The 22,116-nt window shown below is 62.9% G+C and carries 20 protein-coding genes; 10 read left to right on the top strand and 10 right to left on the bottom strand.

Going from position 1 to position 22,116, the window contains the following annotated elements; genetic code table 11:
- Positions 1-74: 74 nt before the first annotated feature.
- Positions 75-956 (bottom strand): LysR substrate-binding domain-containing protein, encoded by an 882-nt coding sequence (locus tag P7C00_RS25260; protein WP_346632479.1) that lies wholly within the window; start codon positions 954-956, stop codon positions 75-77.
- A gap of 157 nt (positions 957-1,113) precedes the next feature.
- Here P7C00_RS25260 and P7C00_RS25255 point away from each other — a divergent pair, with 157 nt between their 5' ends.
- Positions 1,114-2,751 (top strand): 5-guanidino-2-oxopentanoate decarboxylase, encoded by a 1,638-nt coding sequence (locus P7C00_RS25255; RefSeq protein WP_404937551.1) that lies wholly within the window; start codon positions 1,114-1,116, stop codon positions 2,749-2,751.
- Positions 2,748-4,196: an aldehyde dehydrogenase family protein gene (locus P7C00_RS25250; RefSeq protein ID WP_404937550.1), complete on the top strand. Its 1,449-nt coding sequence runs from the start codon at positions 2,748-2,750 to the stop codon at positions 4,194-4,196. The genes P7C00_RS25255 and P7C00_RS25250 overlap by 4 nt, the downstream gene beginning before the upstream one ends.
- A 25-nt stretch (positions 4,197-4,221) precedes the next feature.
- Here the strand turns inward: P7C00_RS25250 and P7C00_RS25245 are convergent, their stop codons facing one another.
- Positions 4,222-5,151 carry an AraC family transcriptional regulator gene (locus tag P7C00_RS25245; protein ID WP_346632476.1) on the bottom strand — a complete coding sequence of 310 codons (930 nt, stop codon included), beginning with the start codon at positions 5,149-5,151 and terminating at the stop codon, positions 4,222-4,224.
- 330 nt (positions 5,152-5,481) lie between these two features.
- Here P7C00_RS25245 and P7C00_RS25240 point away from each other — a divergent pair, with 330 nt between their 5' ends.
- Positions 5,482-5,847: an antibiotic biosynthesis monooxygenase family protein gene (locus P7C00_RS25240; RefSeq protein WP_346632475.1), complete on the top strand. Its 366-nt coding sequence runs from the start codon at positions 5,482-5,484 to the stop codon at positions 5,845-5,847.
- Positions 5,848-5,856: 9 nt separating this feature from the next.
- Positions 5,857-6,129, top strand: a complete 273-nt coding sequence (locus tag P7C00_RS25235) for a hypothetical protein (RefSeq protein ID WP_339070115.1) — start codon at positions 5,857-5,859, stop codon at positions 6,127-6,129.
- Positions 6,130-6,138: 9 nt separating this feature from the next.
- On the opposite strand, the gene P7C00_RS25230 is transcribed toward P7C00_RS25235, so the two are convergent.
- Complete coding sequence (locus P7C00_RS25230) at positions 6,139-6,768, bottom strand: flavin reductase family protein (RefSeq protein ID WP_346632474.1); 630 nt, start codon at positions 6,766-6,768, stop codon at positions 6,139-6,141.
- 164 nt (positions 6,769-6,932) lie between these two features.
- Positions 6,933-7,385 (bottom strand): heme utilization protein, encoded by a 453-nt coding sequence (locus P7C00_RS25225; RefSeq protein ID WP_404937549.1) that lies wholly within the window; start codon positions 7,383-7,385, stop codon positions 6,933-6,935.
- A 385-nt stretch (positions 7,386-7,770) separates the two neighbouring features.
- On the opposite strand from P7C00_RS25225, the gene P7C00_RS25220 reads away from it, so the two are divergent.
- Positions 7,771-8,526, top strand: coding sequence for a hypothetical protein (locus P7C00_RS25220; RefSeq protein ID WP_404937548.1), 756 nt, complete (start codon positions 7,771-7,773; stop codon positions 8,524-8,526).
- A 48-nt stretch (positions 8,527-8,574) separates the two neighbouring features.
- Here P7C00_RS25220 and P7C00_RS25215 read toward each other — a convergent pair whose 3' ends face one another.
- The 4 genes from P7C00_RS25215 to P7C00_RS25200 all read right to left on the bottom strand — a co-directional run bounded on the left by P7C00_RS25215 (position 8,575) and on the right by P7C00_RS25200 (position 14,959).
- Complete coding sequence (locus tag P7C00_RS25215) at positions 8,575-9,897, bottom strand: MFS transporter (protein WP_346632471.1); 1,323 nt, start codon at positions 9,895-9,897, stop codon at positions 8,575-8,577.
- Between the two features lie 290 nt (positions 9,898-10,187).
- Entirely contained in the window at positions 10,188-11,522 is a 1,335-nt protein-coding gene (locus tag P7C00_RS25210) for a sigma-54-dependent transcriptional regulator (RefSeq protein WP_404937547.1), read from the bottom strand.
- Positions 11,516-13,282 carry an ATP-binding protein gene (locus tag P7C00_RS25205; protein ID WP_346632469.1) on the bottom strand — a complete coding sequence of 589 codons (1,767 nt, stop codon included), beginning with the start codon at positions 13,280-13,282 and terminating at the stop codon, positions 11,516-11,518. The genes P7C00_RS25210 and P7C00_RS25205 overlap by 7 nt, the downstream gene beginning before the upstream one ends.
- Positions 13,283-13,435: 153 nt before the next feature.
- Positions 13,436-14,959, bottom strand: coding sequence for a fumarate hydratase (locus tag P7C00_RS25200; protein ID WP_346632468.1), 1,524 nt, complete (start codon positions 14,957-14,959; stop codon positions 13,436-13,438).
- 337 nt (positions 14,960-15,296) lie between these two features.
- Between P7C00_RS25200 and P7C00_RS25195 the strand changes: the two genes are divergently transcribed.
- Genes P7C00_RS25195 through P7C00_RS25185 form a run of 3 tightly spaced genes read left to right on the top strand, consistent with a single transcriptional unit; the run spans position 15,297 to position 18,112 of the window.
- Complete coding sequence (locus P7C00_RS25195; protein WP_346632467.1) at positions 15,297-16,403, top strand: GGDEF domain-containing protein; 1,107 nt, start codon at positions 15,297-15,299, stop codon at positions 16,401-16,403.
- On the top strand, positions 16,396-17,334 hold the full coding sequence (locus tag P7C00_RS25190; protein ID WP_346632466.1) for an iron-sulfur-binding ferredoxin reductase: 939 nt from the start codon (positions 16,396-16,398) through the stop codon (positions 17,332-17,334). The genes P7C00_RS25195 and P7C00_RS25190 overlap by 8 nt, the downstream gene beginning before the upstream one ends.
- Before the next feature lie 28 nt (positions 17,335-17,362).
- A complete protein-coding gene (locus P7C00_RS25185) occupies positions 17,363-18,112 on the top strand; it encodes an enoyl-CoA hydratase-related protein (RefSeq protein ID WP_346632465.1) in 750 nt (249 codons plus the stop codon).
- 85 nt (positions 18,113-18,197) lie between these two features.
- Here the strand turns inward: P7C00_RS25185 and pyk are convergent, their stop codons facing one another.
- Positions 18,198-19,649: a pyruvate kinase gene (pyk, locus tag P7C00_RS25180; RefSeq protein WP_346632464.1), complete on the bottom strand. Its 1,452-nt coding sequence runs from the start codon at positions 19,647-19,649 to the stop codon at positions 18,198-18,200.
- 157 nt (positions 19,650-19,806) lie between these two features.
- Here pyk and P7C00_RS25175 point away from each other — a divergent pair, with 157 nt between their 5' ends.
- Entirely contained in the window at positions 19,807-20,181 is a 375-nt protein-coding gene (locus P7C00_RS25175) for a tetratricopeptide repeat protein (protein ID WP_123726098.1), read from the top strand.
- Positions 20,182-20,400: 219 nt separating this feature from the next.
- The gene (locus P7C00_RS25170; protein WP_346632463.1) at positions 20,401-20,760 is read left to right on the top strand and encodes a PilZ domain-containing protein; all 360 of its coding nucleotides are present in this window, start codon (positions 20,401-20,403) and stop codon (positions 20,758-20,760) included.
- A gap of 15 nt (positions 20,761-20,775) precedes the next feature.
- Here P7C00_RS25170 and P7C00_RS25165 read toward each other — a convergent pair whose 3' ends face one another.
- Entirely contained in the window at positions 20,776-22,107 is a 1,332-nt protein-coding gene (locus P7C00_RS25165; protein WP_404937546.1) for a DUF58 domain-containing protein, read from the bottom strand.
- Positions 22,108-22,116 lie beyond the last annotated feature (9 nt).

Raw genomic sequence — 22,116 nt, 5'->3', positions numbered from 1 at the left:
ATCGGGGTGTTCCGGTCAGTATTGAAGGCCCTCGCGGGCCTTTTTGCTGTCTGCCGGCATCAGGGTTTTCCCGTTCAACGCTGTTTGGCCTGCTCCACCAACCAGTCCAGCAATTCCTGCAAGGCCGCCGAAGGCCCCGGGCGCTCCGGGTAGACCAGGTAGTACGCCTGGCCCGTCGGTACCTTCAGTTCAAAAGGCATGACCAGCCGTCCGGCACTCAGGTCGTCGCCAATCAACGCCCAGTCGCCAATCGCCACTCCCGTCCCCTGGGACGCCACGGACATCGCCAGGTCCAGGGTCTCGAAATGCTGGCCCTTGCCCAGGGTATTGAGTGGCGTGCCTGCGGCTTTCAACCAGCTTTGCCAGTCCCGTTGATCATGGGAGGGATGCAGTAACAAGTGCTGTTGCAAGTCCGCCGGGCTCTTGAGGGGCATCGGCCCCTCCAGCAGCGGTCGTGAGCAGACCGGCGTCAGTTGTTCATTGAACAGGTGCCGCGAACCTAGGGTCGGGTGCGGCGGGGCTCCATACATGACGGCGGCATCGAAGGGTTCGCGGCTGAAATCCACGCCGTGCTGAATGGTGGTGGTCAGTTGTACCGGAACATCCGGGCGTTCCCTCTGCCATTGCAGCAGCCGTGGCAGCAGCCAGCGCATCACACAGGTCGGAGCCTTGAGGCGCAGGTTGCGGTTCTGTCCACCGATGTCATCCACCGCGCCATTGATCAGTTCGAATACCTGCAGCACCCGCGGCAACCATTGTGCCCCTTCGCTAGTCAGGCTCAAGCCCCGGGCATGGCGCTGGAACAACGGATAACCCAGGTGGCTTTCCAGGCCGGCAATTTGTCGGCTCACCGCTCCTTGAGTGATGTGCAATTGCTCGGCAGCGCGAGTGAAATTGCAGCACTGGGCGGTGACCAGAAAGGTGTGCAGCGCGGGCAGGGGAGGCAAGCGTTTCATGGGGAGCCAAGGCATGACGTGAGGACATGGCTAGTATGACTTTTTATCCATTGTTGCGGCTACAGCCTCACCGTTCCAATAGCCCTCCCGGCGTCTGCTGACGTTTTCCAGCCAGTGGTCAGGCGTCGGGTATCCCACCAATAAGAAGGGCGATGAGATGGCGACGTGCGGCGAAGTACTGGTCAAGTTACTTGAAGGTTATGGGGTTGAGCAGGTGTTCGGCATTCCCGGAGTGCATACCGTCGAGTTGTATCGCGGCCTGGCCCGCTCGCCCATCCATCATGTCACCCCGCGCCATGAGCAAGGCGCCGGATTCATGGCCGATGGCTACGCCCGCACCAGCGGCAAGCCCGGTGTGTGTTTCATCATCACCGGCCCCGGCATGACCAACATCACCACCGCCATGGGCCAGGCCTATGCGGACTCGATTCCCATGCTGGTGATCTCCAGCGTGCAGACCCGCAGCCAGTTGGGCGGCGGGCGCGGCAAACTCCATGAATTGCCGAACCAGAGCGCACTGGTCAGTGGCGTGGCGGCGTTTTCCCATACCCTGATGAGTGCTGACGAACTGCCAGTGGTGCTGGCCCGGGCCTTCGCCCTGTTCCAGGCGGGACGCCCACGTCCGGTGCATATCGAGATTCCTCTCGATGTGCTGGTTCAGGATGCGGATCACTTGCTGGCCAGCGAGCCGGTAACCATTGCCCGTGCCGGTGCCGCCCCGGACGCCGTCGCCCGGATGAGTCAGCTGTTGGCAACGGCCAAGCGCCCGCTGATCCTGGCCGGTGGCGGCGCCATTGACGCTGCCGCTCCCCTGACCCGTTTGGCAGAACTGCTGCAGGCCCCGGTAGCCCTGACGATCAACGCCAAGGGCATGTTGCCGTCGGCTCACCCGCTGCTGATTGGCTCCACCCAGTCGATGGTGGCGAGCCGTGCCCTGGTGGCCGAGGCCGACGTGGTGCTGGCCATTGGCACCGAACTGGCGGAAACCGATTACGACGTGACCTTTGCCGGCGGCTTTGAAATTCCCGGGGCCTTACTGCGGATCGATATCGACGCCGATCAAACGGTGCGCAACTACCCACCGAAAGTGGCGCTGGTAGCCGATGCCCGGAACGCTGCCCAAGCCCTGCTGGCAGACCTGTCCCGGCAAACCTTGAGCGAGCGCGGCAGCGACTGGGGCCCGGCCCGGGCCGCTGCCTTGCGCAGCGAACTCGAGAACCTGTGGGACTCGCCGACCCGGGCCCAGACCCTGTTCCTGGAAACCGTGGTTCAGGAGTTGCCGGAGATCGTCCTGGTGGGCGACTCCACTCAGCCGGTGTACAGCGGCAACCTGACGTTCAATCCTGAGCAGCCGCGGCGCTGGTTCAACTCGTCCACCGGCTACGGCACCCTGGGTTATGCCTTGCCGGCTGCCATCGGTGCCTGGCTCGGGGGCGCTTCCCAGTCCAGTCAGCGGCGACCGGTGGCTTGCCTGATCGGCGACGGCGGCTTGCAGTTCACCCTGGCGGAGCTGGCCTGCGCCGTGGAAGCACGCACGCCGATCATCGTCCTGCTGTGGAATAACCAGGGTTATGAAGAGATCAAGAAATACATGGTCAATCGAGCCATCGAGCCCGTGGGAGTCGACATCTACACCCCGGATTTCATTGCCGTGGCCAAGGGCCTCGGGTGCGCGGCCGAGCGTATCGACAGTGTCGAACAACTGCGTGTGGCCCTGCGCATGGCAGCCGATCGCCAGGGACCGAGCTTGATTGAAGTTGACCAGAATCGCTGGACTCAAGGAGTACAGGCATGAGTTCGCCGCACGTATTGAACGGTGTGTACATCGATGGCCAATGGTCGGCAGGCAGCGAGCATCTGCAGGTGATCAACCCGTCCACCGAGGCGCCTTTGGCCTGGGTGGCGGGCGCCGGGCCGCAAGCCGTGGATCAGGCACTGCAGGCTGCTACGGCGGGGCTTGCCCGCTGGGCGCAAAGCAGTGGCGTCGAGCGTGCCGCCGTGCTGCGCAAGATCGCTGCCGGCGTGGCCGAACGCCGGGAGCGGCTAATGCAGCTGCAGTCGAGCAACAACGGCAAGCCGCAGTTTGAGGCGACCATGGATGTGGACGATGTCATCGCCACCTTTGACTACTACGCCGGGCTGGCCGAGGCGTTGGACGCGACCCAGGATGCGAATGTGCCGCTGCCCAGCGCGGATTTCAGCGCGCGCCTGCGTCGTGAGCCCTGTGGCGTGGTCGGACTGATCGTGCCGTGGAACTTCCCCATGGTCACCACGGCCTGGAAGTTGGCGCCCGCTCTGGCCGCCGGCTGCAGCGTGGTGCTCAAACCCTCGGAAGTCACTCCGCTGCCGGAGCTGGAGCTGGCGGCGATCATCGCCGAAAGCGGCTTGCCCAACGGGGTGTTCAACCTGGTCTGCGGGACTGGCCTGGCGGTCGGCGCGCCTTTGGCGGCGGACCCGCGAGTGGCGAAGATTTCCTTCACCGGCAGTAATGCGGTGGGGGTTCAGGTCATGCAGCGGGCGGCGGAAACCATCAAGGGCGTGAGCCTGGAGCTGGGGGGCAAGTCATCCTTGCTGGTGCTGGCGGATGCCGACCTAGACCTGGCGGTGGAGCTGGCCTGTGGCGGTGGCTTCTTCAATGCCGGGCAGATGTGTTCTGCCACCAGCCGGGTATTGGTCGCCGAGGAGTTGGCCGATGAATTCCTTCTGCGGCTCAAGGCCCGGGCCGAAGGCATTCGGGTGGCCGACCCGTTCGACCCCGAGGTGGTGATGGGCGCCCTGGTGAATCAGGCGCAATACCAGAGAGTACTGGCGCACATCGATCGTGGCCTGAATATCGGTGCCAAGCTGGTCTGTGGCGGCGGCCGCCCGGCCGGGTTGCAGCAGGGTTTTTTCATCCAGCCCACGGTGTTCACCGAGGTGCCGCTGGACAGTGCCCTGTGGCGTGACGAAATCTTTGGCCCGGTGCTCTGTGTGCGCAGCTTCAGCAGCGAGCAAGAGGCGCTCGAACTGGCCAATGACAGCGAGTTCGGCCTGGTGGCCAGTGTGGTGGGGGCGGACGTGGAAAATGCCGAACGGGTTGCCAATGCCCTGCAGGCCGGCCTGGTGTGGATCAACGCCCCCCAGGTGATCTTTCCCCAGACCGCCTGGGGCGGCTACAAGCAGAGCAGCATCGGCCGTGAACTGGGACCTTGGGGCCTGCAAGCGTTCCAGGAACTCAAGCACGTAATCCGCGCCCTGTAGGCACCGGCTTGCCGGCGAACCCGGGTTACCCGCCCACCCGCAGGCGCGCCATGTCTCGCAGGGGCGGCGCGCCAAACAGTCGGCTGTACTCGCGGCTGAACTGGGACGGGCTTTCATAGCCGACCCGATACCCCGCCGCCGAAGCCTCCAGCCCTTCGGCCAGCATCAGGCGCCGGGCTTCTTGCAGGCGCAGCTGCTTCTGGTACTGCAACGGGCTCATGGCGGTCATGGCCTTGAAGCGGTGATGCAGGGTCGACACGCTGAGATTGACTTCCCGGGCCAGATCATCGATGCGCAACGGGTGCACGAAATTGCCGTTGAGCCACTTGATGGCCTGGTTGACCCGGTGGCCCTGACTGTTGGCGGTGGCGATCTCATACAAACGGTGGCCCTGGGGGCTGCGCAGCAGGCGATAGAGAATTTCCCGACGCACCAGCGGCGCGAGCATGGCGATGTCTTTCGGGGTGTCCAGCAGGCGGGTCAGGCGCAGCACGGCGTCCAGCATCGCCGGGTCCAGGCGCTCCACGTACAGGCCTCGTCCGGTAGGCCGGGCGGGTACGCCCAGGGGGCCGGCATCGGCGATCAGCGCATTGATTTCCCCGGGGTCGATGTCCAGGCGCAGGGCCAGGATCGGCTCTTGCGGCGAAACGATCGCCACCTTGCCGCTGAGCGGCACCGAAACCGAGACCACCAGGTAATTCAGCGGGTCGTAGTTGTAGCTTTCATCGGCCAGGCGCACTTCCTTGCGGCCCTGGGCCATGATGCACAGCGCCGGTTGCGCCAGCACCGAGCCGAAGTGATGGGACGTGCTGTGGCGCGAGACGAACAGCGAGTTGATGGCGGTGGCGTAGCTGCCGTCTTCGGCGGTGTTGCGAGCAATGATCGCGGCCAGTTCCACGCGCTGGCGTTCCATCTCCGGAGCCAGGGGCGGCGGCAGGGTATCCAGTGATGACATGGGGCGCCTCGGGGTGTTTGCAGTCGGCACAGCTTAAGTTTGTGCAAGAGTCGCGGGTAGGCGAATTCTGCGTAAAACTTGCCTGATCCTGCTGCGTGCGCGCGCGATAGGCAAGGTGAGCCGATGCACGGGGGCTTCACTTGCTTGAAACACCGCTGTAACGCTTCTGTCCCATGTCGCCACCCAAGGGGATGCAGGAACAGGCTTGTCGCAGGATTGGGCAAATCAACGGCAGAAATCGACTAACGCGCGGCTGGGCCCGCCCCGTATCGTTGATTGTGTCGCAGCCCGTCCCCCGGCTGCCTCGACAACACCCTGGGAGGGTTCCAAATGTCCACGCATATTCCCGTCAGTCACATGGCTTTTGTTCGGGCCCGGGCCGGGCGCTCCACGGAGTTGGGTGCGCGCTTGAGCAGCCTGATCGAACCTTCGCGCCAGGCCAACGGTTGCCTGCACTTTGCTCTGCAGCATTCGCAGTGCGATGCCGACCTGTGGCTGGTGTCCGGCTTCTGGAGCAGCCAGCAGACAATGACCGCCTATTTCAACTCGCCGACCATGGCGATCTTCGCCGAGCTGGTTCAGGACCTGGTGGTCAACAGCCTGGACTTCCACACCTTCAGCACGGTGTCGGCGCTTGAGGCTCATGGTGAGTACGCGCAACTGCAGCGCGCGCCGGTGCACCAGCTGGCCAGTTGAAGGTTTAGAATGGCCGACTTTCCATTGGCCAGGATCAGCAACATGGCACGTAAAGAGTTTGCACACTACGAAGCAGTTTCCGCTGTGGTTCCAGGGGAGGGGGGATACAGCGCCGCCATCGCCGTCAAAGCCCTGGGCGCTTCAGGGGCTCCACGCTTTCATAAAGTCCTGGTTGAGCAGACATTCAAGACCGCTCACGAAGCCGACCAGGCTGCCGCGCAACACCTCGAACAGCTGGCCGACGTCGATCAAGACGGCGAACTGAGCTTTCACCGCCACTGAGTTGCCAAACTACCTGACCGCTCCTGGGCGGTGCATCTTGAACAGGGCCTCCGGTCCCAACTGGAAGTAGTCCGCCGGTCCGCCGCCGCGCAGAATGGGTTCTGCTGCGGCGGTATCGTAGATCCCGTCCTTGAGCAGCCACTTGGCGATATGCACGGCGACCACTTCGCCGAGGATCAGCCAGCTCGGCACCCGCTCCTTGTCCGCACGTTGCAACTGAATGATCTGGGTGACCTTGCATTCGAAGGACACCGGGCTCTGAGCAACCCGAGGCACGCTGATGATCTTCGAGGCCACGGGCGTCAACCCGGCCAGTTCGAATTCGTCGACCTCGGCGGGGACCGCGGCGCAGCTCTGGTTCATCTGTTCGGCCAGGGGCCGGGTGGCCAGGTTCCAGGCGAACTCCCCGGTGGCCTCGATGTTGTTCAGGCTGTCTTTGCGTCCGACGCTGGAGAAACCAATGATCGGCGGAATGTAGTTGAAGGCATTGAAGAAACTGTAAGGCGCCAGGTTCAGCCGGCCTTCGGCATCCTGGGAAGAAATCCAGCCAATGGGGCGCGGGCCGACGATGGCATTGAACGGGTCATGGGGCAGGCCGTGGCCCAGGGCAGGTTGGTAATAGTGGATATCGTCGGACATGGCTCAAGGTTCCTGCAGGGGTGCGAGTGAAGGGCGCCATAGTGCAGTGCGCTCTGGTCGAATTCCAGCGCCCCGGCCCCGGTTGATCCAGGTGGCGGATGATTTTCCCAGGCCAGAAAAGACTAAGCCCGGCCGAAGCCGGGCTGTGGTGTCAGGTGAGTCGATCAACTGATGGTGGCGGAACCGGTACGGTCGTAACCGTCGGCAGCGAAGGTGGCGGAACCGGTACGGTCGTAGCCGTCTTCAGCGAAGGTGGCGGAACCGGTGCGGTCGTAACCGTCTTCAGCGAAGGTGGCGGAACCGGTGCGGTCGTAACCGTCTTCAGCGAAGGTGGCGGAACCGGTGCGGTCGTAACCGTCTTCAGCGAAGGTGGCGGAACCGGTGCGGTCGTAGCCGTCTTCAGCGAAGGTGGCGGAACCGGTGCGGTCGTAGCCGTCTTCAGCGAAGGTGGCGGAACCGGTGTGGTCGTAACCGTCGGCAGCGAAGGTGGCGGAGCCGGTGCGGTCGTAGCCGTCTGCAGCGAAGGTAGCGGAACCGGTGCGATCGAAACCGTCAGCAGCGAAGGTGTTGGCAGCCAGTACCGACAGGGTCAGGGCGAGGATCAGTTTGCTTTTCATGGGGATGACTCCAGGTTCGTTGAGGTGTTTGCGTTGGGCTTGGAATGAATCCTACTCCGGTAAATTTGATAAAAAAGCGCAAATTAATGCTTGTTAAAATCGAATTTACCGATATGTAGACCGCCATTACTGACCACCGATGACCGCACTCAGGCCTCACTACAGATACGTGCCAAGTCGCAACTTGGATTCAGTAGCAGGCTAAGTATTCAGCATTAACTGATCATTAATTGAGCAGGCAGCGGACAAAAAAAGGATAAAAAAGCCTTCAACGGTTTTTTCATTCAGCCCCGACCTATTTTTCACTCCCGGGCGTTCAGCCTTCGCGCAGGTCTGCAACCCACGACAGGCCATCTCGAATGTGACCCTTGGAGCTCCCTTACCAATGAACAAACTTCCCCAGATCACCCTGGCCTTCTGGGTCATGAAAATCTGCGCGACGACCCTGGGTGAAACCGCAGGTGATCTGCTGTCGATGACCCTCAATGTCGGATATGCCATCAGCTCGATGATCCTGATCAGTGTGTTCCTGCTGACTCTGGTCACTCAGCTGTGGTCGAAGACCTACAACCCGGTGCTGTACTGGATCGTGATCCTGTCCACCAGCACCGCCGGAACCACCATGTCGGACTTCATGGACCGCACTCTGGGCCTGGGCTACGCCAGTGGCTCGTTGATCCTGATCGGCATTTTGCTGGCGATTTTCGCCGCCTGGCGCCTCAGTGGCGATTCGCTGAACGTCAACAAGATCCAGACCTTTCGCGGCGAGATGTTCTATTGGATGGCGATTCTGTTTTCCAACACACTGGGCACCGCCCTCGGTGACTACCTGGCGGACGATTCTGGGCTGGGCTTTGCCGGCGGGGCGTTGCTGATCGGCTCCACCATCGCCGTGGTGGTACTGCTCAAGTACTTCACCAAGCTCTCGTCGGTGCTGCTGTTCTGGGTAGCCTTTGTCCTGACCCGGCCGTTTGGCGCGACCTTGGGCGACTTCCTCACCAAACCCCATGAAAAGGGTGGCCTGGACTTCGGCACCATCGGCTCGTCGGCGGTATTGGCGGGGATTCTGCTGGTGATGATCGTCGGCGCGTCCTGGGCTCAGAACCGCTACTCACGGCAGAACGCCGCCGAACTGTCCTGACCCACACATGAAAAAACGCCCGGGCCTTGCACCCGGGCGTTGTTTTTCTCAGTCGGTCTCGATCCGCGAATGCTTGCGAGTGTCCTTCATGGTCACGTAGACCAGCAGCGAACAGGCAATGCAGGCGGTGACGTACCAGTAGTAGCCGGTTTCCATGCCGATGCTCTTGAACCACAGGGCGATGTATTCCGCAGTGCCGCCGAAGATCGATACGGTCAGCGCGTAGGGCAGGCCCACGCCCAGGGCACGGATTTCAGTGGGGAACAGCTCGGCCTTCACCACCGCGTTGATCGAGGTGTAGCCACTGACGATGATCAGCGCCGCCATGATCAGGAAGAACGCGCCCCACCAGGTCTGGATGGTGTGCAGGGTGGTGAGGATCGGCACGGTGAACAGGGTGCCGAGGATGCCGAAGGCAATCAGGATCGGCCGCCGACCGATCTTGTCCGACAGCGCGCCGATCACCGGTTGCAGGCACATGAACAGGAACAGGGTTGCTGCAGAGATGGTGGTGGAGTCGGAAATGCTCATGCCGACGGTGTTCACCAGGTATTTCTGCATGTAGGTGGTGTAGGTGTAGAAGGCCAGGGTGCCGCCCATGGTCAGGCCGACCACGGTCATCAATTCCTTGGGATGACGCATCAGGGTGCGCATCAGGCTTTCTTTGGGCTTCTCTTTCTTCTTGGTGAAGGACTCGGTTTCTTCCATGCCGCGACGCAGGTACAGGGCCACGACCGCACACAGAGCACCGATGCCGAACGGAATCCGCCAGCCCCAGGACTGCAGTTCTTCAGTGGTCAGCACGTTCTGCAGCACGATCAGCACCGCCAGGGCGATGAGCTGGCCGGAAATCAACGTCACGTACTGGAAGCTGGAGAAAAAGCCGCGACGTTCCTTGGTCGCCATCTCGCTGAGGTAGGTGGCCGAAGTGCCGTACTCGCCGCCCACCGACAGGCCCTGCATCAGGCGCGCCAGCACCAGCAGGATCGGAGCTCCGACGCCGATGGTTTCGTAACCCGGGGTCAGGGCGATGATCAGGGAGCCGAAGCACATCAGCAGCACCGAGGCCATCAGCGCGGCTTTACGGCCTTTGCGGTCCGCGTACAGCCCCATCAGCCAGCCACCGATCGGGCGCATCAGGAAGCCCACGGCGAAGATCGCGGCGGTATTCAGCAGTTGCGCGGTGGTGTCGCCCTTGGGGAAGAAGACTTTGGCGAAGTACAGCGAGAATGCAGCGTAGACGTACCAGTCGTACCACTCGACCATGTTGCCGACGGAACCGCTGAAAATCGATTTCAGACGGCTGGCGGTGGTCTTTTCCTGGGCGGGCGCAGCCGCCGACCCAGCAGGCAGGGTATTAGAGATATCCATGACGGACCCTTCTATTCATTGTTTTTGTGGAGCGCGCGCAAGCGCAGCCTACTGGGGCTATAGCAGGAGCTGTGCCAAGGGCGAGAAGCCCGGACTAGAGGGGGTTTAACGGTGGCGATGAGCGGAAATCCGCCTATGGGTGCCTGTGGGGTAGGCGGGAAATTGCCGAAGTGAGCGCGGCCCCTGGGAGGCGCGCGCAGGCGGCGCGCCTTTTGCGGGTGGGGGCGTTGGTGGGGCTGTACCTGGCTTGAGGGCCTTTTCGCCGGCAAGCCGATTCCGGCAGGCGGGGGCTATTCCTCTTTGAGGAACATTTCCCTGGTCAGGCCGTGACGCTGCATTTTTTCATTCAGGGTCCGGCGGGGCAGCTGCAGTTCGTTGAGCACCGCCTTGATCTCGCCCTTGTGGCGAGTCAGGGCGGCGCGCAGGCACTGGGCTTCGAAGGCTTCTTGCTGTGCTGCAAGGGACTGCTCGGCTTCGAGGGTTTCGGGTTCCGGTTCTCCGAGGCCCAGCACCTGACGCTCGGCGACGTTGGCCAGTTCGCGCACGTTGCCCGGCCAGTCATGGCTGAGCAGGCGGCTCAACTGCGGGCCGCTCAAGGGCGCGACGGCGCGTCCCAGGCGCTCGGCGGCGGTCTGGGCGAAGTGTTCGTAGAGTTGCGCGATATCCTCGCGGCGCTCACGCAGGGGCGGCAGGCGCAGTTCGGCGACGGTCAGGCGATAGGCCAGGTCTTCGCGAAAGCGTCCGGCCCGGGCCTCCTCCAGCAGGTCGGGCTTGGTGGCGGCGATCACCCGCAGGTCGACCTTGATGCTCTGGTTGGAGCCCAGGCGTTCGAGTTTCTGCTCCTGCAGCACCCGCAGCAGTTTTACCTGCTGGGCCAGGGGCATGCTTTCGATCTCGTCGAGAAACAGCGTGCCGCCATGGGCGTACTCCAGCTTGCCGATGCGCTTGCCCTGGGCGCCGGTGAAGGCGCCGCTCTCATGGCCGAACAGTTCGGCCTCGAACAGTTGCTCGGGGATTGCTGCACAGTTCAAGGCCACGAAGGGCTTGGCGGCCCGGGGACCAAAATCATGCAGGCAGCGGGCGATCAGCTCCTTGCCGCTGCCGGTTTCACCACGAATCAGCACATTCACGGGCAGGGCGGCCAGGTCCAGCACCTGGCGACGCAGGGTCTGCAGGGCCCGGGACACACCGAGCAAGGTAGCGTCGAGCTTGGCTCGGCTGTCAGCCTGTTGGTGCAGGCGACGGTTTTCCAGGACCAGACGGCGCTTGTCCAGGGCCCGGCGCAGGCTGCTGAGCAGGGTGTCGGGGCTGAAGGGCTTTTCCAGGAAGTCGTAGGCCCCGTCGCGCATGGCCTCGACTGCCATGGGCACGTCACCGTGACCGGTCAGCAGGATGATCGGCAGGTCGGGGTCCAGGCGCTGGACCTGGGCCAGCAGCTCCAGGCCGCTGATACCGGGCATGCGCACATCGCTGAGAATCACCCCGGGGAAGTTCTTCGGCAATTGCGCCAGGCAATCCTCGGCGCGGCTGAACAGCTGGACCTCGAAACCCGACAGGCTCAGCCATTGTTCGACGGCGGTACGGATGCTGGCCTCGTCATCCACCACGATTACCGAGTTCAGCATTGGATGTGCGCCTCCAGATCGATGGGCAGGCTGAGGGTGAACACTGCGCCCTGATCCTGGTTGGCGGCGCTCAGGCGGCCTCCCAGTTCGTGGACGATGGCGTAGGACACGGCCAGCCCCAGGCCCAGGCCATCCCCCACCGGCTTGGTGGTGAAGAATGGATCGAACACGCTCAGCAGGTGCTCCTCGGCGATGCCGCCACCGTTGTCGGCGACCCGCAGCTGCCACAGCTGGTCTTCGGCTTCGAGGCTGATTTCCAGGCGTTTGTGCGTCTTGTCCTGCATCGCATCGAGGGCGTTGCGCAGCAGATTGATCAGTACCTGCTCCAGGCGGATGGCGTCGCCGCGGACCCAGGCCGGGCGGGTCAGGTGCAGCACCACTTCGATGTCTTCGCTGCGCAGCCGGGTCTCCAGCAAGTGCAGCGACTGGTCCACCACTGCCGCCAGGTCCAGGCGTTCGCGCAGGCCGCTGGGGCTCTTGCGGGCGAAAGTCTTGAGATGGCTGGTGAGGGCGGCCATGCGGGTCAGCATGTCATCCAGCGGCCGCAGGGCCTTGTAGGCCTCATCCACCCGGCCGTGATCCAGCAGCAGCCGCAGCGTTGCAAGCTGCATGCGCTGGGCGGTCAGGGGCTGGTTGATTTCATGGGCCAGGGCCGCGGACATCTGCCCCAGGGCGGCCAGCTTGGCCGATTGCACCAGGCCTTCCTGGGCGGTGCGCAGATCTCGAGTGCGTTCCTGGACCAATTGCTCCAGCTCTTCACGGTTACGCTGACGGATCTTCCCCAGGCGCCAGCGTTGGCTGAGGAACAGCAACAGGAACACCAGGGTCAGCCAGGCACCGGCGGCCGCCAGCCCGGCATTGCGACTTTCCTCGAAAGCGCTCGCCGGTTTGCGCAACAGGTGCAGGGTCCAGCCCTCGGCAGTCAGCGGCAGGGATTCCCAGAGATAGTTGGCCACGCCCTCGGGACCCTCAACCCGCACCAGGCTGCTGTTGTCATCGAATTTTTGCAGGGCCGTGTGTTGCAGTGCCGTCAGCGGTTGCTTGTCGTACTGGCGAGTCAGCTTGATCTCCGCCAGGTCGTTTTCGGACAGCGTTTGCAACTGCCGGTAACGCCAGCCGGGCTGGTTGGCGATAAAGATGATGCCCCGGGCGTCGCTCACTAGCAGGGTGTCGTTGCCCTGGCTCCATTCATGCTCCAGTTCGGGGAATTCCAGCTTGACCACCATGGCCCCGAGGAAGTCCTCGTTGTCGGCCTTGACCGCACTGGACAGGAAATACCCCGGAATGCCGCTGGTCACCCCCACCGCGTAGAAACGTCCGCTGCCCTGGCTACGGGTCTGCTTGAAGTAGGGACGAAAGCCATAGTTGTGGCCCACATAGCTGCTGGGCAGCCGCCAGTTGCTGGCCGCCACGGCCAGGCCTTCATGGTTCAGCAGTTCCAGGGTCGAGGAGCGGGCGGCGCCGTTGATCTTTTCCAGTTTGCGGTTCAGTGCATCCTGGGTGTCTGCCGTCACTGGGCCCTGAAGCGCCGAGCGCAGTTCCGGGTCCAGAGCCAGCACCGCCGGCAGGGCGCGATAGCGTTCGATCAGGGTGTGCAGGGAGTTGGCATACAGCCCCAGCTGTTCATTGGCTCGGGCGGCATCCTCCACCAGCGTCTGGCGTTCGGCGTGGCGCATAGCCAGGCCGGCGCTGATGACGGTGCCAGCGAGAATAACCAGGATATAGAACGTCAAGCGTAGAGGGCGAGAGATCTGGGCCATGAGTCGGGGCAGGCTGCAATGGGGGCGGGAACGATAGCATGAGCGCTGGGTGGAACGTTGATCGCCGACAGTGTCGCGAAAGGGCGCGCCATAAAAAAAGCGACGGGCTGTTGTCTCAACAGCGCCGCCGCTTTGGCCAAACGGGAGAAGGGCTTACTGCACTTCTACCGCCAGGCTGTCACTGATCTTTTTCTGCCAGATGGCGGGACCTGTGATGTGGACCGACTCGCCCTTGCTGTCCACGGCGACAGTCACAGGCATGTCCTTGACCTCGAACTCGTAGATCGCTTCCATGCCCAGTTCGGCAAAGGCCAGGACCTTGGACTTCTTGATCGCCTGGGCCACCAGGTAGGCAGCGCCGCCGACGGCCATCAGGTACACGGCCTTGTTGTCCTTGATCGCGTCGATGGCGGTCGGGCCACGCTCGGACTTGCCGATCATGCCCAGGAGGCCGGTCTGCTCAAGGATCTGCCGGGTGAACTTGTCCATCCGCGTGGCGGTGGTGGGGCCGGCCGGGCCTACTACTTCGTCGCCTACCGGATCGACCGGGCCGACGTAGTAGATGAAGCGACCCTTGAGGTCTACCGGCAGGGTTTCACCCTTGTTCAGCATCTCCACCATGCGCTTGTGCGCCGCGTCGCGACCGGTGAGCATCTTGCCGTTGAGCAGCACGGTCTCGCCCGGTTTCCAGCTTTGCACGTCTTCCGGCGTCAGAGTGTCGAGGTTGACACGTCGCGCCGAAGGACCGGCTTCCCAGACGATTTCCGGGTAGGCGTCCAGTGGCGGAGCCTCCAGTTCGGCCGGGCCGGAACCGTCGAGCACGAAGTGCGCGTGACGGGTAGCGGCGCAGTTGGGGATCATGCACACCGGCAGGGAGGCGGCGTGGGTCGGGTAGTCCATGATCTTCACGTCGAGCACTGTGGTCAGGCCACCCAGGCCCTGGGCGCCGATGCCCAGCTGGTTGACCTTCTCGAACAGCTCCAGGCGCATTTCTTCAATGCGGTTGGACGGGCCGCGAGCCTTGAGCTCGTGGATGTCGATGGACTCCATCAACACTTCCTTGGCCATCACTGCAGCCTTCTCGGCGGTGCCGCCGATGCCGATGCCCAGCATGCCCGGTGGGCACCAGCCGGCACCCATGGTGGGCACGGTCTTGAGGACCCAGTCGACGATGGAGTCGGACGGGTTGAGCATGGCCATCTTCGATTTGTTCTCGGAGCCGCCGCCCTTGGCCGCCACGTCCACTTCCACGGTGTTGCCGGGAACGATGGAATAGTGGATCACTGCCGGGGTGTTGTCCTTGGTGTTTTTCCGAGCACCTGCCGGGTCGGCCAGGATGGAAGCGCGCAGGACGTTTTCCGGCAGGTTGTAGGCGCGACGCACGCCTTCGTTGATCATGTCGTCCAGGCTCATGGTGGCGCCGTCCCAGCGCACGTCCATGCCCACGCGAACGAACACGGTGACGATACCGGTGTCCTGGCAGATCGGCCGGTGGCCGGTGGCGCACATGCGCGAGTTGATCAGGATCTGTGCCATGGAGTCACGAGCGGCCGGCGATTCCTCGCGCAGGTAGGCCTCGTGCATCGCCTGGATGAAGTCCACGGGGTGGTAGTAGGAAATGAACTGCAGGGCGTCGGCAACGCTCTGAATCAGGTCGTCTTGCTTGATCACGGTCATGAGTCGCGCTCCTCTAAAAGACGGGAACATTTAATAAGGTGGCTGCAGCATGGTGTATCGGTCGGTTGCAGACACCTTCTAAGGCACGCCGGACAGACAACTGGCGCGACGCTAAAAAGGCGCGGCAGTATACCGCGCCTGGGGGCCCGGCACACCCGCCAGCCAGGCAAACGAAAGTCGCCCATCGGATGGGCACTGATCTTGCGTTAATCAGCGGCGAAACCGCAGAACACGGCTTAAAATTTGGATAGTCATTTGCCGGGCGCAGCACTAAAGTGGCAACTGGCCTGCAGGGTAGGAAACTCTTTAAGCCTCCTTTCTCACGGTGAGTCAACGATTGACCCATAAAGCCATCCAGAGCTTGTTACTCAAGCGCTTCAGCATTGCTGCGGGCACCTACGGACTGATCCTGCTGCTGTTCTGGCTGGCGGTTCTTACGGGGCACTATCGCGCCTCCATCAGCAGTGCACTGATGGGCAGCGCATTGGTGCTGGCCAGTCAGGGACTGCTGTACTGGGTGTTCACCAGTGGACGCAACCTGCGCTTTGCCGACCCCAGCCTGACCGAAGTCCAGGTGGTCCTGGGCATTGCCTGGCAGACCTGGCTGATCGCCCACCTGGATCAGGCCCGGGGCGCCTTTCTGGTGTTCTATATCCTGCCGCTGCTGTTTGGCCTGTTTCATTTATCCCGCCGGGCCTATCTGCGTTGCGCGGCGCTGATCTTCTTCTGTTTTGCCGGGGTCAACCTGTGGGACGGCTATCGCTTTGTCCTCGACGATCCCCAACTGGCGGCGCTGCAAGTCTGTGTGCTGCTGGTGATGCTGGTGTGGATGTGCCTGTACGCCGCCTATGTCCAGGCGTCGCGTTCGCGCATGCGTCAGCGGCGCTTTGCCTTGCAGGCTCATCAGGACACCCTGCGGGGGATGATGCGGCAACTGGAAGACCTGGTGGCGACGGATGAATTGACCGGGCTGTTCAATCGCCGGCACTTCCTGCGTATCGCCAGCCGCGAGTTGCAGGCCATGGGTGAGGAACAGGTGCATGGGTTGGCGCTGATCGACCTGGACCATTTCAAGCGCATCAACGATCTCCACGGCCATGCGGCCGGAGATCAGGTGCTGCAGGCGTTCGCCGCAGTGGCCACGGCCTGCCTGCGGGACGGTGATGTGCTAGCACGCTACGGCGGTGAGGAGTTCGTGGTGCTGTTGCCCGAGTGTGATGCCGAGCGCCTGACGTCCTGTTGTGAGCGTCTGCGCCTGGCCTTCATGGAGGTGCAACTGGTGGGCCTGAATGTGCGTGACCTGAGCCTGTCGGCAGGGATGACCCTGCTGCAGGCCGGCGATGATCTGGACAATGCCCTGCAACGCGCCGATCAGGCGCTGTACCGGGCCAAGCGCGACGGCCGCAATCGTTGTTCCGCCGCCTGGGAAAACCTCGATGCCTGAATTGACCGTGGGCAGCCGACGCTGGTCGGTGGCGCCCGCAAGCAACCTGCTGGATGCCTTGAATCAGGCCGGTGTGGCGGTGCCCTACAGTTGTCGCGCCGGCAGTTGTCATGCCTGCCTGGTGCATTGTGTCCGGGGCCTGCCCAGCGACAGTCGGCCGGATGCCTTAAGCGATGAACAGCGCCGTCGTGGCTGGCGTCTGGCCTGTCAGTGCCAGGTGGTGGAGGACCTGCAGGTCGAGACTTTTGATCCGCTGCGCGATGGCCTGCCGGCCCAGGTGATCGGGCTCGACTGGCTATCGCCCACGGTCCTGCGCTTGCGTCTGCAACCTGAGCGGCCATTGCGTTATCGCGCCGGCCAGCACCTGGTGCTGTGGACTGCCAGCCAGATCGCCCGGCCGTATTCCCTGGCCAGCCTGCCGGAAGAGGACCGCTTCCTGGAGTTTCATCTGGACTGTCGGCACCCGGGACAATTCAGCGATGCCGCGCGCCAGTTGCAACTGGGGGATTCGATCCGCCTGGGCGAGTTGCGCGGTGGCGCCTTGCACTACGATCCGGACTGGCAGCAACGACCGCTCTGGCTGCTGGCGTCGGGAACCGGTCTGGCGCCCTTGTTCGGGGTGCTGCGCGAAGCTCTGCGTCAGGATCACCAAGGCCCTATCCGCATCATTCACCTGGCTCATGACGCCACAGAGCATTATCTGGCCAGACCCTTGGCCGCCCTGGCGGCGAACCGTCCCCAACTGAGTGTCGAGCTGTGGCAGGGGGCGGAGCTGACGGCGGCCCTGGCGCAACTGCGACTTGTTTCCCGGCAAACCCAGGCCTTACTCTGCGGGCACCCCGCCAGTGTCGACGCCTTTGCCCGGCGCCTGTACCTGGCGGGGCTGCCGCGCAATCAACTGCTGGCCGATGTGTTCCTGCCCCGTGGTTGAGCGCTGATTTTCCCAGAGCGAGATCTTCATGACCGATGCCATCGAGCTGCAACGCGAGGGCGGGCTGCTGACCCTGCGCCTGAATCGCCCCGACAAGAAAAACGCCCTGACCCGTGCCATGTACAGCCGTCTGGCCGAAGCCCTGGCCGAGGCGGACGCCGATCCGCAAATCAATGCCGTGCTGATTTGCGGCAGCAGCGAGTGCTTTACCGCCGGCAACGACATCGCCGACTTTCTGCAACAGCCGCCCAGGGGGCTCGACAGCCCGGTGTTCCAGTTCATGCGCAACCTGCTGGAGTGCCGCAAGCCGGTGGTGGCCGCGGTGGCCGGTGCGGCCGTGGGCATTGGCACCACCTTGCTGCTGCATTGCGATCTGGTCTATGTCAGCCGTGATGCACGGCTGCGCATGCCGTTCGTCAACCTCGGGCTGTGCCCGGAGTTTGGCTCGAGCCTGATCCTGCCGCGCTTGCTGGGACAGGCCAAGGCCGCTGAGTTGTTGCTGCTCGGCGAAGGCTTCAGTGGTGAACAGGCGGCGGCCTGGGGCATTGCCACTGCGGCCCTGGGAGATGGCGCGGCAGCCCTGGCCAAAGCCAGGGAGGCGGCATTGCGTTTCAGCCAACTGGCGCCGGAGGCGGTGCAGGTGAGCAAGCGCCTGATGAAGGCTCCCTATCGTGAGCAACTGCGCCAGGTGATAGAAGAAGAGGGCGTGCAGTTCACTCAGCGTCTGCGCTCGCCAGAGGCCATCGCCGCGTTGTCGGGGTTTCTCGCCAAAGGCTGATGCCTGTCGTTAAAGGGTAGGGCGCAGATAAAAAAAAGCCCCGGGGTTTTCACCGCCGGGGCTTTTGCGTTCAGCGAGCCAGGGCTCAGACCATCGGGTCGCCAACGTGCAGGATCTTCATGCCGTTGGTGCCGCCGGTGGTGTGGTAGCTGTCGCCCTTGGTGAGAATCACCCAGTCGCCTTTCTCTACTACGCCGCGCTTGAGCAACTCATCGATCGCAGCCTGGCTGACCTGCTCCGGAGGCAGGGAAGCCGGGTCGAACGGGATGGTGTATACGCCGCGGAACATGGCTGCACGCGCCTGGGTTTCACGGTGCGGGGAGTAGGCGTAGATCGGCACCGAAGAACGGATGCGCGACATGATCAGCGGGGTGTAGCCGCTTTCGGTCAGGGCGATGATGGCCTTCACGCCAGGGAAGTGGTTGGCGGTGTACATGGCCGCCAGGGCGATGCTCTGGTCGCAGCTTTCGAACACCTTGCCCATGCGGTGGCTGGAGGTCTTGCTGGTGGGGTGCTTTTCCGCACCGACACAGATCCGCGCCATGGCCTGGACCGCTTCCAGCGGGTAGGCACCGGCGGCGCTTTCTGCCGAGAGCATGACCGCGTCGGTGTAGTCGAGCACGGCGTTGGCCACGTCGGACACTTCGGCACGGGTCGGCATCGGGTTCTGGATCATCGACTCCATCATCTGGGTCGCAACGATCACTGCCTTGTTGTGGCGGCGCGCGTGAAGAATGATTTTCTTCTGGATGCCCACCAGCTCGGCATCGCCGATTTCCACGCCCAGGTCGCCACGGGCCACCATCACGGCGTCACTGGCGTTGATCAGGCCGTCTAGGGTTTCGTCGTCGGCCACGGCTTCGGCGCGTTCGATCTTCGCCACCAGCCAGGCAGTACCACCGGATTCGTCACGCAGCTTGCGTGCGTATTCCATATCGGCAGCATCGCGAGGGAAGGACACGGCCAGGTAGTCGACTTGCATTTCGGCGGCCAGCTTGATGTCGGCCTTGTCTTTTTCGGTCAGGGCCGGAGCGGTCAGGCCACCGCCACGACGGTTGATGCCTTTGTGGTCGGACAGCGGGCCGCCGACGGTCACTACGCAGTGCAGCTCGGTAGCGGTGGCGGTTTCCACGCGCATTACCACACGGCCATCGTCCAGCAGCAGTTCGTCATCGACGCCGCAATCCTTGACCAGATCCGGGTAGTCGATGCCGACGATGTCCTGGTTGCCTTCGGTCAGCGGGTGCACGGTGGAGAAGGTGAACTTGTCACCGATCTTCAGTTCGATACGCTTGTTGGCGAATTTGGCGATGCGGATCTTCGGGCCTTGCAGGTCGCCGAGGATGGCCACGAAGCGGCCGTGCTTGGCGGCCAGGTCGCGGACCAGTTTGGCGCGAGCCTTGTGCTCGTCCGGAGTGCCGTGGGAGAAGTTCAGACGGGCAACATCCAGGCCCGCGAGAATCAACTGTTCGAGAACTTCCGGCGAGTTACTGGCCGGGCCAAGGGTGGCAACGATTTTGGTACGACGAACGGACATGCACGGACTCCTGAGTTCAAGCGCAACGAGAGGCTACTATGCTCCGAAGTTGTAGTCATTGTTCGTTTGCACTACTTATTGCTTTGTTTGTTTACCGCAACAACCTTGAAGATTTTTGCCGATGAGTCGATACACTGCACAAGACAGGAGATACCCCATGCGATTCGTACTCATTGCTGCCCTGGCCGTCAGTGTTGTCGGCTGCACCCGTTGGTCCATGAACCATCATTTGAATAACGCCTACCGCGCTTATGACCGCGGCAACTGCGAGAGCGTGATGCTCGAGTTGAGCCAGGTTGACCGTGACAGCCGTGCGCGGCGTTATATCCAGCCGGAAGTGTCGATGCTGCGCGGGCAATGCCTGGAGCGCCAGAAGTTGTTCGTGGATGCGGCGCAGACGTATCAGTTCATCATTACCCAGTACCCCAGCAGCGAATACGCCTACCGTGCTCGCGCCCGCCTGGACACCCTGCAGCAACTGGGGCATTACCCGGCAAACGGTGCAGCACAAGTTCGCCGCACAGCGTTGTAAGCGATACCGGTCAGGGGCAGTGTAATTGCCCCTCGCGCTTGAGCTAACATTTGTACAGGTTGTTCGAACACTGCCCGGTTCCTGCCTGGCGCAGTGGCGTTGAAATCCTTGTGAAGATTTTCCTCGCACCTCGAATCCGGGAGAACGAGCCTCTACTCATGGCCCGTTGCGAAGCACTAGTGCGGTCATGCTTAATGACCTTTCATAGCGATACCCAGCATGTTCACGGAACCTCGGATCGAGCGGCATCAACTGCCGTCCTACTTGAAAGTCTTCAACCGGTTTACCGACAAGCCTGTCGGTTTTCTGGGCAATATTTCCGCTGACGGGCTGATGTTGATCAGCCAGTTGCCGATGCTGATCGGTGCCGAGTTCGAGCTGCGGGTGAAAGTCCCCGGCAGTGATGGGCAGGCGCAGTTCATCGATTTCAGCGCCTGTTGCCTGTGGTGCCATGAGGACCTGACCCCTCACCAGTACGACAGCGGATTCAGCCTGCTGCGGGCGAGCGCCGAATTCGCTGAACTGGAGCAGGCCCTGCGGCACTACTTCAGTTTCCATCCGTTGCAGACATCGGCCTGAATGTCACGGCAGCCACTACAGGCTGCCGGCTTTCTTCCAGCTCAGATACCGGCTGACCAGTTCCGCTCCCAGCTCACCTGGACGGGCGTCGAGCAGGGCGATGCCGTGGGCGCTCAGGCGCTCATGGAGTTCGGCCCGGCTATTGAGGTAGTTCACCGCCGCGCTGTAGATCAGCGCCTCGGGCAAGGTCTGCACCGGGCTCTGGCGCAACTGGTCGAGAACTTCCTCACGCAGGCTGGCCACCAGTACCCGGTGCTGGCGGCTGATGCGCTTGACCGCGGTCAGCAGCTCCTGGTCGTCTTCATCCCGCAGGTTGGTGACCAGCACCACCAGCGCCCGACGCTTCTGCCGCGCCAGCAATTCACTGGCTGCAGCCTGGTAGTCGGCTGGACGCTGGCTGGTGTCCAGGTCGTAGACGCCGTTGAGCAGCACGCTCAGTTGGGCCGATCCCTTGACCGGCGCAAGGTAGCGCGAGCGTTCTCCGGCAAAACTGTAGAGGCCCACTGCGTCCCCCTGGCGCAGCGCGACATAGCTGAGCAACAGGCAAGCGTTGAGGGCATGGTCGAAATGCGCCAGCTCACCGTCCTGGCTGCGCATGCGGCGTCCGCAGTCGAGCATGAAGATGATCTGCTGGTCGCGTTCGTCCTGATATTCCCGGGCGATGGGCGTGCGCTGGCGGGCGGTGGCTTTCCAGTCGATCTGCCGCAGGCTGTCGCCTTCGCGAAACTCCCGCAACTGATTGAATTCCAGTCCCAGCCCCCGGCGTTGCAGTTGGCGCACCCCGAGTTGGCTGAGCCAGTTGTCCACTGCCAGCAACTGCGCGCCATAGAGGCGGGCGAAGTCCGGGTAGACCCGGGTGCTGTCGTGGACTTTCAACCGTCTTCTGGCAGCCCACAGGCCCAGTGGGCTGGGCAGGCTGACTTCACACTGGAAGAAGTTGAAATGTCCTCGTTGTAGCGGTCGCACGCTATACCCCACCCGGCTTACCTGGCCCGGCTCCAGGCTCACCGATTGCGGCAGGTGCTCAAAGCTCAAGCCTTGGGGCGGATGGTCGAAGAGCTGCACCTGAAGCGCTTGCTGATAAGGGTGACGGATCTCCAGTTGCACTTCGCTCCAACGTCCCAGGGGCAGGCTGCCGGGCAACTGGCGCTGTACCTCGGGCGACGCCAGGCGCGACAAGCGCAGGGCATCCAGCAGCGCCAGCAGCAACAGCGCCAGCAACATGCCCCAGGCGATCGAGTCCAGGCGTGGCACGGCCTCGATACCCAGGGCACGCACCGCGCCCAGGAGGATGTACAGGCCGGCCAGGGTGCCCAGCCAGATCAGCAACAGACGAGTCGGCTTCATCAGTGTGGG

This window comes from Pseudomonas sp. JDS08PS003 (assembly GCF_045013505.1).
Lineage (GTDB): Bacteria > Pseudomonadota > Gammaproteobacteria > Pseudomonadales > Pseudomonadaceae > Aquipseudomonas > Aquipseudomonas protegens_B.
Note: the sequence above shows the minus strand (reverse complement) of the source record. Positions and strands in the feature narration are given on the sequence as shown.

Bases quoted from the DNA above. Each gene is read 5' to 3' on its own strand.
- P7C00_RS25205 (WP_346632469.1), bottom strand. From the start codon at position 13,282: ATGGCCCAGATCTCTCGCCCTCTACGCTTGACGTTCTATATCCTGGTT.
- P7C00_RS25190 (WP_346632466.1), top strand. From the start codon at position 16,396: ATGCCTGAATTGACCGTGGGCAGCCGACGCTGGTCGGTGGCGCCCGCA.
- P7C00_RS25175 (WP_123726098.1), top strand. From the start codon at position 19,807: ATGCGATTCGTACTCATTGCTGCCCTGGCCGTCAGTGTTGTCGGCTGC.
- P7C00_RS25200 (WP_346632468.1), bottom strand. From the start codon at position 14,959: ATGACCGTGATCAAGCAAGACGACCTGATTCAGAGCGTTGCCGACGCC.
- P7C00_RS25220 (WP_404937548.1), top strand. From the start codon at position 7,771: ATGAACAAACTTCCCCAGATCACCCTGGCCTTCTGGGTCATGAAAATC.
- P7C00_RS25215 (WP_346632471.1), bottom strand. From the start codon at position 9,897: ATGGATATCTCTAATACCCTGCCTGCTGGGTCGGCGGCTGCGCCCGCC.
- P7C00_RS25210 (WP_404937547.1), bottom strand. From the start codon at position 11,522: ATGCTGAACTCGGTAATCGTGGTGGATGACGAGGCCAGCATCCGTACC.
- P7C00_RS25225 (WP_404937549.1), bottom strand. From the start codon at position 7,385: ATGAAAAGCAAACTGATCCTCGCCCTGACCCTGTCGGTACTGGCTGCC.
- P7C00_RS25170 (WP_346632463.1), top strand. From the start codon at position 20,401: ATGTTCACGGAACCTCGGATCGAGCGGCATCAACTGCCGTCCTACTTG.
- P7C00_RS25235 (WP_339070115.1), top strand. From the start codon at position 5,857: ATGGCCGACTTTCCATTGGCCAGGATCAGCAACATGGCACGTAAAGAG.
- P7C00_RS25230 (WP_346632474.1), bottom strand. From the start codon at position 6,768: ATGTCCGACGATATCCACTATTACCAACCTGCCCTGGGCCACGGCCTG.
- P7C00_RS25250 (WP_404937550.1), top strand. From the start codon at position 2,748: ATGAGTTCGCCGCACGTATTGAACGGTGTGTACATCGATGGCCAATGG.
- pyk (WP_346632464.1), bottom strand. From the start codon at position 19,649: ATGTCCGTTCGTCGTACCAAAATCGTTGCCACCCTTGGCCCGGCCAGT.
- P7C00_RS25245 (WP_346632476.1), bottom strand. From the start codon at position 5,151: ATGTCATCACTGGATACCCTGCCGCCGCCCCTGGCTCCGGAGATGGAA.
- P7C00_RS25240 (WP_346632475.1), top strand. From the start codon at position 5,482: ATGTCCACGCATATTCCCGTCAGTCACATGGCTTTTGTTCGGGCCCGG.
- P7C00_RS25185 (WP_346632465.1), top strand. From the start codon at position 17,363: ATGACCGATGCCATCGAGCTGCAACGCGAGGGCGGGCTGCTGACCCTG.
- P7C00_RS25260 (WP_346632479.1), bottom strand. From the start codon at position 956: ATGAAACGCTTGCCTCCCCTGCCCGCGCTGCACACCTTTCTGGTCACC.
- P7C00_RS25255 (WP_404937551.1), top strand. From the start codon at position 1,114: ATGGCGACGTGCGGCGAAGTACTGGTCAAGTTACTTGAAGGTTATGGG.
- P7C00_RS25165 (WP_404937546.1), bottom strand. From the start codon at position 22,107: ATGAAGCCGACTCGTCTGTTGCTGATCTGGCTGGGCACCCTGGCCGGC.